This is a genomic window from Salipiger mucosus DSM 16094 (genome assembly GCF_000442255.1).
Classification (GTDB): domain Bacteria; phylum Pseudomonadota; class Alphaproteobacteria; order Rhodobacterales; family Rhodobacteraceae; genus Salipiger; species Salipiger mucosus.
Window position 1 is genome coordinate 1 of the sequence record NZ_KE557299.1, and the last position, 10,844, is coordinate 10,844.

The 10,844-nt window shown below is 67.3% G+C and carries 12 protein-coding genes (1 of these 12 running past the window's edge); 5 read left to right on the forward strand and 7 right to left on the reverse strand.

The window, feature by feature from the left end; all coding sequences use genetic code 11:
* Positions 1 to 692 (reverse strand): LacI family DNA-binding transcriptional regulator (locus SALMUC_RS27620; RefSeq protein ID WP_020043268.1); only part of this gene is annotated, 692 nt, incomplete at its 3' end.
* Positions 693 to 810: 118 nt separating this feature from the next.
* Here SALMUC_RS27620 and SALMUC_RS27625 point away from each other — a divergent pair.
* Positions 811 to 2,403 carry an alpha-glucosidase gene (locus SALMUC_RS27625; protein ID WP_020043269.1) on the forward strand — a complete coding sequence of 531 codons (1,593 nt, stop codon included), beginning with the start codon at positions 811 to 813 and terminating at the stop codon, positions 2,401 to 2,403.
* 100 nt (positions 2,404 to 2,503) lie between these two features.
* Here the strand turns inward: SALMUC_RS27625 and SALMUC_RS27630 are convergent, their stop codons facing one another.
* From SALMUC_RS27630 to SALMUC_RS27655, 6 genes are all read right to left on the reverse strand, one after another.
* Entirely contained in the window at positions 2,504 to 3,016 is a 513-nt protein-coding gene (locus tag SALMUC_RS27630) for a hypothetical protein (protein WP_020043270.1), read from the reverse strand.
* Between the two features lie 131 nt (positions 3,017 to 3,147).
* Complete coding sequence (locus tag SALMUC_RS27635; RefSeq protein ID WP_020043271.1) at positions 3,148 to 4,344, reverse strand: amidase family protein; 1,197 nt, start codon at positions 4,342 to 4,344, stop codon at positions 3,148 to 3,150.
* A complete protein-coding gene (locus SALMUC_RS27640; RefSeq protein WP_020043272.1) occupies positions 4,328 to 5,170 on the reverse strand; it encodes an ABC transporter ATP-binding protein in 843 nt (280 codons plus the stop codon). The genes SALMUC_RS27635 and SALMUC_RS27640 overlap by 17 nt, the downstream gene beginning before the upstream one ends.
* A 14-nt stretch (positions 5,171 to 5,184) precedes the next feature.
* Positions 5,185 to 6,015 carry an ABC transporter permease gene (locus SALMUC_RS27645; RefSeq protein WP_020043273.1) on the reverse strand — a complete coding sequence of 277 codons (831 nt, stop codon included), beginning with the start codon at positions 6,013 to 6,015 and terminating at the stop codon, positions 5,185 to 5,187.
* Complete coding sequence (locus SALMUC_RS27650; protein ID WP_020043274.1) at positions 6,005 to 6,964, reverse strand: ABC transporter substrate-binding protein; 960 nt, start codon at positions 6,962 to 6,964, stop codon at positions 6,005 to 6,007. The genes SALMUC_RS27645 and SALMUC_RS27650 overlap by 11 nt, the downstream gene beginning before the upstream one ends.
* Before the next feature lie 113 nt (positions 6,965 to 7,077).
* The gene (locus tag SALMUC_RS27655) at positions 7,078 to 7,842 is read right to left on the reverse strand and encodes an IclR family transcriptional regulator (RefSeq protein ID WP_020043275.1); all 765 of its coding nucleotides are present in this window, start codon (positions 7,840 to 7,842) and stop codon (positions 7,078 to 7,080) included.
* 77 nt (positions 7,843 to 7,919) lie between these two features.
* On the opposite strand from SALMUC_RS27655, the gene SALMUC_RS27660 reads away from it, so the two are divergent.
* The 4 genes from SALMUC_RS27660 to SALMUC_RS27675 all read left to right on the forward strand — a co-directional run.
* Positions 7,920 to 8,669 carry a sulfite exporter TauE/SafE family protein gene (locus tag SALMUC_RS27660; protein WP_020043276.1) on the forward strand — a complete coding sequence of 250 codons (750 nt, stop codon included), beginning with the start codon at positions 7,920 to 7,922 and terminating at the stop codon, positions 8,667 to 8,669.
* Positions 8,670 to 8,890: 221 nt separating this feature from the next.
* On the forward strand, positions 8,891 to 10,105 hold the full coding sequence (locus SALMUC_RS27665; RefSeq protein WP_020043277.1) for a PP2C family protein-serine/threonine phosphatase: 1,215 nt from the start codon (positions 8,891 to 8,893) through the stop codon (positions 10,103 to 10,105).
* A complete protein-coding gene (locus SALMUC_RS27670) occupies positions 10,102 to 10,449 on the forward strand; it encodes an STAS domain-containing protein (protein WP_020043278.1) in 348 nt (115 codons plus the stop codon). Before SALMUC_RS27665 ends, SALMUC_RS27670 begins: the two co-directional genes overlap by 4 nt.
* Before the next feature lie 17 nt (positions 10,450 to 10,466).
* Positions 10,467 to 10,844, forward strand: partial view of an ATP-binding protein gene (locus tag SALMUC_RS27675; protein ID WP_425414334.1) — the 5' portion only. 33 nt of this gene lie beyond the right edge of the window; only the first 378 of its 411 coding nucleotides appear in the window; it begins with the start codon at positions 10,467 to 10,469; its stop codon lies beyond the right edge, outside the window.

Here is a 10,844-nt window from a genome sequence, read left to right on the forward strand (position 1 = left end):
GCCTCGGCGCCGCGCTGCTCGGTCATGAGGCCGGGCAGAACCCGCGCGGCCCCCAGCGAGAGGCCCCGCGCCGCCAGCGCCGCCTCGACCCCGGCCCGCCGCTGCACGGCGTAGAGCCGGTCCTCGGGCCCGTCGACCAGCGCGAGCCGCCGGCAGCCCCTGTCCAGAAGCGCCTCGGCCAGGTCGCGACCCAGGGCGAAGTGGTCGATGTCGACATAGGGATAGGCGGCCTCCATCCGGTCGCGGCCATGCACGATGAAAGGCGCCTCGAGCCGCTGCATCGTCGCGATGCGCAGATCATCGACCTGCGGGTCGGTGATGACGATCCCGTCGATGGAGCCGGCGCGCATCATCGTCTCGTGCGCCTCGGCGGCATCCTCGCCCTCCGACAGGACGTGCAGGACGAACTGCAGGCTGCGCCGCGAGAACTCCGCCGAGAGCCCCATGACGGTCTCCATCAGCAGCTCGACCTCGACGGTCTCGGAGCGCGGCGGCACGATCATCGACACGATCCCCGACCGCCCGGACTTGAGCTTGCGCGCCGACAGGTTCGGGCTGTAGCCCAGCAGCTGCGCCGCCTCGCGCACCCGTTCCTTGGTCGCCTTGCTCACGTCGCCGTGGTCGTTCAGCGCCCGGCTGACCTGGGTCACCGAAAGGCCCAGGTGGCGTGACAGGTCCTTCAGCGTCGCCATGTCCGGTCCTCCTGCTACGACAAGGGGCTTGCGTCGTGCCGCGCGATAGGTCAAGAAACTACGTGAAACCGAAACGTTTCGGAAGCCTTTCCGATCACCGCCCCGCAGGAGAGACGCCATGAGCTCGACGGAAAATTGGTGGCACGGGTCAGTCACTTACCAGATCTACCCCCGCAGCTTTCAGGACGACAACGCCGACGGCATGGGCGACCTGAAGGGAATCGTCCGGCGCCTCGACCACGTCGCGAGCCTTGGCGTCGACGCGATCTGGGTCTCGCCCTTCTTCACCTCGCCCATGGCCGACATGGGCTACGACGTGGCCGACCATCGCGGCATCGATCCGACCTTCGGCACCATGACCGACTTCGAGGAGATGGTGCAGCGTGCCCATGACCTCGGGCTCAAGGTGATCATCGACCAGGTGCTTTCGCATTCCTCGGACGCGCATCCCTTCTTCGCCGAGAGCCGGTCCTCCCGCGACAACCCCAAGGCGGACTGGTACGTCTGGGCCGATCCCCGGCCCGAGGGGTCGCCGCCGAACAACTGGCAATCCATCTTCGGCGGCCCGGCCTGGACCTGGGACGTGCGCCGGCGGCAATACTACCTGCACCAGTTCCTCAAGGAGCAGCCGGACCTCAACTTCCACAACCCGGAGGTCCAGGACTGGGCGCTCGAGACGCTGCGCTTCTGGCTCGACAAGGGCGTGGACGGCTTCCGGCTGGACGCGGTCAATCACTACGTCCACGACAGCGAACTGCGCGACAACCCTCCGGATTTCCGCATCAAGTCCGAGCCGGACTACAAGACCTACGAGATGCAGTACCCGATCCACTCCAAGAACCGGCCCGAGAACCTGGCCTTCATGGAGCGGGTGCGGGCACTGACCGACGAGTACGAAGGCCGCACCCTCATCGGCGAGATCGGCGAGGGCCATCACCCGGTCGAGCGGCTGCAGGAATACACCGGCCCCGGACGGCTGCACCAGGCCTACCACACCGCGCTGATGCACAAGCCCTACGGCGCGACCTTCTTCCGCGAGCAGATCACCGGGATGTTTCGCGACGGTTACGCGGGCTGCCCAAACTGGGCCTTCTCGAGCCACGACGTGCCGCGCCACGTCAGCCGCTGGGCCAGTCACGCCGCATCGCAGGATGCCTTCGCGCGCATGACCGCGGCACTGCTACTGTCGCTGCGCGGGTCGGTCTGCCTCTACCAGGGCGAGGAGCTGGGGCTGACCCAGACCGAGCTGAGCTACGACGAGCTGGTGGACCCCGAGGGCCTGACCTTCTGGCCCGACAACCCGGGCCGCGACGGTTGCCGCACGCCGATGCCCTGGGAGGCCGGGGCGCCCCATGCGGGCTTTTCCGGCGCCGACGCGACATGGCTGCCCGTCAAGCCGCCGGAGGCGGCCCGGGCCGTCGACAGCCAGTCCGGCCCTGACAGCGTGCTGGCCTTCTACCGTCGCATGATCGCGCTGCGCGCGCAGACGCCGGCGCTGCGCGCGGGCGACATGGCCTTTGTCGACACGCCGGAGCCCGTTCTGGGTTTCACCCGTGGGGGCGAAATCCTGTGTCTTTTCAACCTTGAAGCGGGTGAAATTGAGGTAGAGGTCGAAGATCCCGGAGAGGCGCTCTGCCTCGAGGCCGCCACGGTCTCCGGAACGGCGGTGACGCTGGGACCGAACGGGGTCTACATCGGCCGGATCGCCTGAGCGCAGGCCAGTTCCGGCCGGGCCTCCTGAACGGCACCCTTGCGAAACGAAAACGGCCGCCCGAAGGCGGCCGTTCCGTTTTTCCAGCGTTCGGAGGCTCTTAGCCGTCGGAGCTCATGTCCACCCGGGTCGCGGTCTGCAGGGCTGCCGCGAATTCCTCCTCGGTCATGTCGAGCACGACGCCGTCTTCACCGGCGGAGAGCGAGCTCACCTGCACGGCGGCGTTTTCGATGGCGCGGTCGTCCGCGCCTTCCATCTCGCCATCGAGGTCGACGATCACGCGGTCCGCGTCCATGTCCGTCTCGTAGACGGTGCCGAGGACTTCGCCGTCGCTCGAGCGGACCACCGCGTCGCCGGTCAGGGCCGCGTCCAGCTCGGCCGAGATGTTCGCGGCGCCGTCATAGGCCTCTTCGGCCGTGCCACCCACGGCCTCGACGCCGGCCTGGGCAGTGTCGGTGGCCGTCTCGCCGATGGCGTAGACAGTGTCGCCGATCTCTTCGGCCGCGGCGGACGCCTGGTCCGTCACGCTGGCTTCGTTCTCGGTCTCGGCGCTGACGGCGCCCGCGGCCATCATGGCGATTGCGGCGGTGGTGGTCAGAATTCGGCTGGTCATGCTTCGATGCCTCCGTCTTGCTTCGGTTGCACGGCCTCAATGCGTCCGGCCGGCGCCTCGTTCCACGCGGCCTCCGAGGCACCGCCCGGCGTCGGCGTTCTTCCGCCAACGTGATCCGGGCGGGCGCCGGATCACGCCCCGGCTTCGATCCTCCGCGCGAGGTCGAGCAACGGGACATCCATACCCGGCCTGGCGATGAGCTGAACCCCGACCGAAAGATGGTCGAGATCCCCGCCGTAGGAGCCGAAGGGAATGCTGATCGCGGGCCACCCCAGCAGGGTCCAGAGCCGTTGCGGCTCGCGCAGGCCGGTGCCGGAGCCGAGCTTCGGCGGGGCATCGATGACCGATGGGAAGACGAGGACGGTCTCGTCATCGAAGAGCCGCTCCATGATCGCCCCCAGCCGGTCCCGCTCGCTGCGCAGCGCCGCGTGGTCCTGGCGCGAGATCCGCGCCCCGGTCTTTGCCAGCGCCAGGAGTTCGGCGGGCAGCTGGGCCTCGTTGGCCTCGATGAAGGCCCGGTGATTGTCGAGGACCCCCTTGCAGAGGAGGCCGTTCAGGATCTCGCCCTCGGCGGAGGTGACGTCATCGGGCAGTGTGCAGGACGATGCGGCAAGCCCGATGGTCCCGAGGCGTTCGGCAAGGCCCGTGCAGGCGGCTTCGACAGGGGTGGGAAGGTCGCCGTCGAACCAGGGTGCCGGGAGGCAGGCCTTGGTCAGCACACCCTGCCCGTCGCGGGGACCGGCGAGGGCACGGAAGGCCCGCTGCGCGGTCTCGACATCGCGGGCGATCAGCCCGACGTGGTCCAGCTCGACCGACAGGCGCATCACGCCGCGCGTGGGCAGGACGTCGAATGTCGGCTTGAAGCCGACCACGCCGCAGTAGGACGCGGGCCGGACGATGGAGCCGACGGTCTGCGTGCCCAGGGCGAAATCGAGGAAACCCGCCGCGACGGCCGCCGCCGATCCGGCGGAGGAGCCCCCGGGCGAGCGGGACAGGTCGAGCGGGTTCCGCGCCCCGCTGTCGCCCGCTATGGCGAGCATGGTGGATCGCGTGGTGCCCAGGCGGCGCGCGCCGGCATCGAGGAGACTATCCACGACCTCGGCGTTTTCCTTGCCGATCCTATCACCGAGGAAGGGCACGCCGAGGGGTGTTGCCAGTCCCTCCTGTTCGATCACCTCCTTGACCCCGAACCGGAGGCCCGACAGGGGCCCGGACACTTCAGGTGTCGGATCAAGAACCTCGACGAAGGCATTGATATCGCGATCCAACTCGACAAGGTCACTGGCGGAGGCTGCCTCCGGTTTCCGAAGATCAGTCTGCATGGCCATCCGAGGTCTCGAGCGAAAAGGTCTTGGCCAGCTCCTCGTCGAGGGCTTCGAAGATGCGGGCCTCGGTGTCGCGGAACGCGGGATCGGTGACCTTGCGGGGATGGGCCAGTTCGATCTTCTCGTCGAGCTTGATGCGCCCCGGGCGCGCGGTCATGATCACGACCCGGTTCGCGAGGTAGACGGCCTCCTGCACCGAGTGGGTGATGAAGACGACGGTCTTGCGATGCTCGCGCCAGATTTTCAGCAGCTGCTGCTGCAGGAATCGCCGGGTCAGCGCATCGAGCGCGCCGAAGGGTTCGTCCATGAGGATGACCCGCGGGTCGGTCGCGAAGGTCCGGGCGATGGCGACCCGCTGCTTCATGCCGCCGGAGAGGTGCTTGGGCTGCTTCCTGGCGAAATCCTTCAGGCCCACCAGCTCGAGCCACTTCATCGCCTCGTCGCGCGCCTCGCTCCGCGAATGGCTCTTCTTCAGGCCGAAGGTGACGTTGTCGAGCACCGACAGCCAGGGAAAGAGCGCGTAGTCCTGGAAGACCATCCCGCGCTGGATGTCGGGCCCCGCGATGGCCTTTCCGTCGACGAGGATCTGCCCCGAGCTGGGGCTGTCGAAGCCGCCGAGCATGTTGAGCAGCGTGCTCTTGCCGCAGCCCGACGGCCCGACGATGGCGACGAAATCCCCCTCGGCGATGTCGAGCGAGGTCGACCGGATCGCCTCGACCACGCCGCCTTCGCCGTCGTGAAACTGCTTGCTGACGCGCGATATCTCGATTGCGGCCCTTCCATCGGCGTCCGGGCGGTGTGCCTCGCCCGGGGGCTGGCTCATGTCCATGGCGCTTGCTCCTTTCATCCGACGCGGTTCGCGACGAGCTTGAAGATGGCATCGACCAGCACGCCGATGATTCCGATTGCGATCATCCCGACCATCACGAGGTCCGAGCGCAGGATCTCCATGCCGTCCGCGATGAGGTAGCCGAGCCCCGAGTTCGCCGCGACGAGTTCGGCCGCGATGATGGCCGCCCAGCCGGTGCCGAAAGAGACCCGCAGGCCGACGAGGATCGAGGGGATCGCGGCCGGCAGCATGACCCGGAGGAAGAGCTCGACCTGGTTCGTGCACCCCAGCACCTGGCCCGCGCGCAGCAGCACCGGGTCGACGCGCTTGATGCCGTCGACGGTGTTCAGCACGATCGGGAAGAAGGTCGCGATGAAGATGATGAAGACCTTGCCCGCCTCGCCGATGCCGAACCACAGGATCGCGAGCGGAATCCACGCGAGCGGCGAGATCGGGCGGAACAGCTCGATGATCGGATCGATCAGGCGCTCGGCGGCGCGGCTTCTCGCGATCAGGACGCCCAGCGGAATCCCGATCAACGCCGAGATCAGCCAGGCACTGGTCACCCGCGTCAGCGAGACCGCCGCGTTCACGATCAGCTCGCCCGAGAACAGCTCCTCGAAGAAGGTGCCCGCGACGGAGACCGGCGACGGCAGGATCGTGGAAGGCGGATCGAGGACGGCGATGGCGACCTGCCAGATCACGCCGACCGCGAAGAGCGCGAAGAGGTAGGGCGCGACCGCGCTCGCGGTGCCCTTCGAGGCCTTCGTCGCGCGGTCACGGGCCGTCGAGACAAGCGTGCCCTCCCCGGCGGGGAGGGCGCTGGCTTTGGTGTCATCCGGCATTGGACGCCTTTTCCGCGAAGGTGGTGTCGATCTTCGGCGCGTCGTCCGCCTCGAGGATCTTCGCGTCCTTCAGGAACTGGGTGTAGGCGTCGATGGTCTCCTGCTCGGGCGTGATGTCGGTCGTGAAGACCGAGATGCCCTCGGTGATGGAGTATTCGATCACCTCGCGCGGCACGCCGACTTCCTCGGCCCACATGTCCATCGCGGTTTCCGGCTCGTCGAGGATCAGGTTCTCGGCGCGCACGAGGGCGTCGACCACGGCCTGCGTCACCTCGGGGTAGGCGTCCATGAAGTCGTTACGGGCGTAGAAGCCGTTGCCGATGTAGTGCTCGCCCTTGATCGGAAGGATCTTGCCCGAGGTCATCAGCACCTTGGCCGAGCCGTTCGCGAGGGCGCCCGAGACATGCGGGTCCCAGGTCACGCCGGCATCGACGCGCTTGGCGGCAAGCAGCGTGCCCACGTCCGAGCCCTTGGTCTTGAAGAGGCGGATGTCGCCTTCCTCGAGCCCCGCGTCCGACAGCGCCTTGATGAGCAGCGGATACTGCTGCGAGCCCTTGCCGGGATAGGCGACCGTCTTGCCCTCGAGGTCGGCGATGGTGGCGATGTCGGAGTCGGACTGCACGAGGATCGCGGTCTGGTCCAGCACCGTGATCGCGAGCAGCTTTGCCTCGAGACGCGCGGAGGCCACGATCGCCGGCCCCATCCCGGCGCTTGCCATCTGGATCTCGCCGGCGGCCATGGCCTGGTTTTCCGGGGCCCCGTAGGAGAAGCTCTTGAATTCGAGATCGACGTCGTGCGCCTCCTCGATCTCGTCGAGATAGCCGGCGGCCTTCGCGATGTAGATCGGCTGGGTCGCCGGCTGCACGCCGATGTTGATGACGTCCTGCGCTTGGGCGCTGGCGGCGGCCAGCGCGAGGCCCGATGCCAGGGTCAGTGTCAGACGGTTCATGTGCGTTCTCCGCTGTGATGATCGTGTCATTCGGCAGGATGGCCCCTGCTTGGACACGAGCATCGGCGGCATGAACGTGTGAAGTCAATTTTCGGGACGTTGTGTCCCGAAAATTAGAACATGGCTTCCGCGATCTCGTCGGCCGCTGCACGGATTTTCGGCAGGAACCCCTTGGCGCGCTCAATCGAGACGCGGGCCGTGGGCGCGTGCATGCCGAGGCCGGCGACCACCGTGCCCGAGGGATCGCGAATCGGCACGGCCAGCGCGATCAGCCCGACGGAGTCCTCCTCGTTGTTGATCGAGAAGCCGCGGGTGCGGATCTCCTCGAAGGCGAGATCGAGCAGAACCGGGTCGGTGATCGTGTTGTCCGTGAGCTGCGACAGCTTCGTGTTGGCGAGGATCTTCTGCCGCGTGCGGCTTTCGGAAAACGCCAGCAGCAGCTTGCCGATGGCCGTGCAATGGGCCGGCACGCGGCTGCCGGGGCGCAATTGCACCCGGAGGGGCCAGTCGCATTCCACGCGGTCGAGGTAGAAGACCTGCCCGCTGTCCAGCATGCCGACGTTGCAGGTTTCGCCGACCTCGCCCACGAGGCGCTCGAGAATCGCGTGGCTCGACGCCGTCTGCTGGTGGCTGGACAGGCAGGCCAGCGACAGCGACTTCAGCCGCGTGCCGACCGAGAACCGCTCGGAGCCGATCTCGCGCGTGACGATGCCGAGGGCCTCGAGCTGGCCGATGAGCCTGTGCACGCTTTGCCGCGGCACGCCCAGCTCGAGCGACAGTTCCTGGATGGAAACCGGCCTGAGCTGCCTCGAAAGGACGTCCAGCACGTCGAAGCTTCGCGAAATTGCAGAGTTGGCGCTTGTCTTCTGTTCCGTCATTCGAGATGTAATGTCCTGTTTTTTGCCGAACCTAGCCCGATCGCACCGGCCGGGCAACTCTCGAGGACGGGTCCACGATGCACCTGGGGATCGATCTGCAGCTGCTGCTCGCCGGCAACCTCGTGACCTTCGGCGCGGCCTTCGTTCGGCGCCTGACGGGCTTCGGGTTCGCGATGGTCAGCGTCGGCCTGCTGTCGCTCTTCGTCCGCCCGATCGAGGCCGTGGCCACGACATTGCTGCTCGTCATGGTGCTGAGTGTCCGCAACATCCCGGTGATGAGGCGCTCGGCGGACTGGCATCTCGCGGGGAAGCTGACCCTCTTCGGGATGGCGGGCGTGCCGGTGGGCGTGGCGACGGCGAGCCTCGTCGCGGAAGACCTCCTGCGCATGCTCATCGGCGCCGGCATCCTGGCGAGCCTGGTGCCGATGATCCTGAAACCGCCACGGGTGCCGCCCGCCGCGAAGGCCCCCGTCGCGGCGGCCGGCGCGACCGCGGGCTTTCTCAATGCCGTCGCGGCGGTCCCGGCGCCCCCGCTGCTGGTCTACCTGATGGCCCGCGGGGACGTGTCGCTCGACACCCGGCGGGCCACGCTGCTCGCGATCTTCACGCTCCTGTCGCTGGTCGCGCTCGCCGGTCACCTGATCGGCGGCACGGTGCAGGCCACGACGGTGCAGCGCGCCATGCTCATGGTTCCGGGCACCCTGCTGGGCGACGTTCTGGCCTGCCGGGTGCACTGGGCACAGAACAGGGCCTTCGTGGATCGCCTGAGCATGGGCATCGTCGCCGTTTCGAGCTCGCTGCTGTTCGGCTCCGCGCTGTTTCAGTGACGCGTCGGCCCCGGCGCGCAGCCGGCCGGAGACGGACCGCGCGGTCCATTCCTCCGTCGCCCGGAAAACAGGCGCGACCAGACCCTCACGGCAGATCCTGCGTTGCGATTCTGGAACACATCACAACCTCTTGCGCAATTTGGCCAATGCACTTCCAACACTCCGCGCCACAACCTAGTGTAGAGTGAGGACAAGTAGATTCCCCTCCCGCAGTTGGCCGCATGTACGATTACCAGGGTGAACCCCGTTCAGATCTCAGCGCCGTTCCGGTCAAGGTCGTCGTCGCGGACGATGACGCCCTGCAACGTGCGTATTTCTCGGCGATCCTGACGAAGCTGGGATTCGAGCCGCACGAGGCCGAGGACGGATGCAGGGCCCTGGACCTCGTGAACGAGCTGTCGGCCAAGATCCTCATCTGCGATCTCGAGATGCCGGGGATGAACGGCTACGAGCTGGCCCGCCGCATCCGGCAGGACAGCTCCGACCACTATATCCACATCCTGATGGTCACCGGGCAGAACCAGCGGAACGAGCGCGAGCATGCGCTCGAGGCCGGGATCGACGACTTCATGGCCAAGCCGCTGGACACCGCCAGCCTCACCGCGCGGGTCCGCTCCGCCAGCCGCCTGCTGCGCCACGAAGAGCAGCTGCGCGAGCGCAGCCGCATCATCGCGGAAGCCAAGGAACGTATAGAGGACGACCTGCGCGCGGCCGCCAACGCGCAGCGCCGGCTGCTGCCGGACGAGCACCGGGACGTCGGGAAATGCAGCTTCCACGCGGCCTTCCGGCCCTCGAACATCCTGTCGGGCGACATGTTCGGCTATTTCCCGGTCAGCGAGGCGCACACGGCATTCTACGCCGTCGACGTGGCCGGGCACGGCGTTCACGCCTCGCTCATGTCGGTGGCGCTGGGGCACCTGCTGACCGCCGAGTATTTCACGGCCCATGCCTTTGACGCCGAGGGCCGGCCCGATCCCGCGGCGCTGGTGCACGGGCTGAACGACCGCTTCTACCGCGACGACGGGACCGAGTATTTCACCATGTTCTGCGGCATCGTCGAACATGCCTCGGACAGGCTCTACTACTGCCAGGCCGGCTACCCCTCGCCCTACAAGGTCTCGCTCGACGGGACCGCGAACGAGGTCGGCGACGGCGGCTTTCCGGTCGCGCTGCTGCTGAACGTCGCCTTCGAGACCCGGAACACCCCCTTCCACGCGCAGGAAGCCGTCGCGCTTTTCTCGGACGGCGCGACGGAAGCCGAGAATTTCGAAAACCAACCCTTCGGGGAAGCCCGCGTCGAGGCCGTCCTGAAGGACGTCCGAGATCCCGCCATGATCCCCGACAAGCTGGTCGACGCGCTCGACCAGTGGCGGAACGGTCGCACGCTCGACGACGACCTCACCGTTCTTGTCTGTGAAAGGACCCCCCAGCCATGATCAAGACCAGTGTGCACGAAGACCTCGGTCTCTGCGTCGTCAAGCCCACGGTGGAACGTCTCACCGCGGCGAACGCGACGACCTTCAAGGAGGAGGTGATCGCCCTCCTCGACCAGAAGCATGACCGGCTGGTCATCGACCTCGCCGAGGTGAGCTTCATCGACTCATCCGGCATCGGGGCCCTCGTGGGGGTGCTGAAGCGGGTCGGCACCCGCGGCGAAATCGTCGTGTGCAACCTCGCGAGCAGCGTCCAGCAGATGTTCCGCATCACGCGCATGGACCGCGTCTTCAGCGCCTACCGCGACGTCGATGCCGCGATCCAGGCCCTCAAGGAACGCGCCTGATGACCATCGTCCTGGAAATGCCGCCAGTCCTCGGCGAAATCGACCCTCTCGTCGTTTCCCTGAAACGCGAGTTGGCGGACTCCCTTCCCGAGGAGAAGCTCTCGGCGCTGGAAATCGCCATCGCGGAGGCGCTGACCAACGCGGTCGAACACGGCGCGTCGGCCTCGGTCAGCCAGCCGATCGCGGTCTCGGCCTCGAGCACCGACCTCGGCGTCACGATCGAGATCATCGATGCCGGGGACCAGGTGCCGCACGATCTCTACGACGAGGTCGTCTCGCTCGACGACATCGACCCGCTGGCCGAAAGCGGCCGCGGGCTGTCGCTGATCCGGCATCTCAGCGACAAGCTGATCTTCGAGCAACGGGACGGCCGCAACCGCCTCGAACTGCAGTTC

Bases quoted from the DNA above. Each gene is read 5' to 3' on its own strand.
- SALMUC_RS27625 (WP_020043269.1), top strand. From the start codon at position 811: ATGAGCTCGACGGAAAATTGGTGGCACGGGTCAGTCACTTACCAGATC.
- SALMUC_RS27630 (WP_020043270.1), bottom strand. From the start codon at position 3,016: ATGACCAGCCGAATTCTGACCACCACCGCCGCAATCGCCATGATGGCC.
- SALMUC_RS27635 (WP_020043271.1), bottom strand. From the start codon at position 4,344: ATGGCCATGCAGACTGATCTTCGGAAACCGGAGGCAGCCTCCGCCAGT.
- SALMUC_RS27640 (WP_020043272.1), bottom strand. From the start codon at position 5,170: ATGGACATGAGCCAGCCCCCGGGCGAGGCACACCGCCCGGACGCCGAT.
- SALMUC_RS27645 (WP_020043273.1), bottom strand. From the start codon at position 6,015: ATGCCGGATGACACCAAAGCCAGCGCCCTCCCCGCCGGGGAGGGCACG.
- SALMUC_RS27650 (WP_020043274.1), bottom strand. From the start codon at position 6,964: ATGAACCGTCTGACACTGACCCTGGCATCGGGCCTCGCGCTGGCCGCC.
- SALMUC_RS27655 (WP_020043275.1), bottom strand. From the start codon at position 7,842: ATGACGGAACAGAAGACAAGCGCCAACTCTGCAATTTCGCGAAGCTTC.
- SALMUC_RS27660 (WP_020043276.1), top strand. From the start codon at position 7,920: ATGCACCTGGGGATCGATCTGCAGCTGCTGCTCGCCGGCAACCTCGTG.
- SALMUC_RS27665 (WP_020043277.1), top strand. From the start codon at position 8,891: ATGTACGATTACCAGGGTGAACCCCGTTCAGATCTCAGCGCCGTTCCG.
- SALMUC_RS27670 (WP_020043278.1), top strand. From the start codon at position 10,102: ATGATCAAGACCAGTGTGCACGAAGACCTCGGTCTCTGCGTCGTCAAG.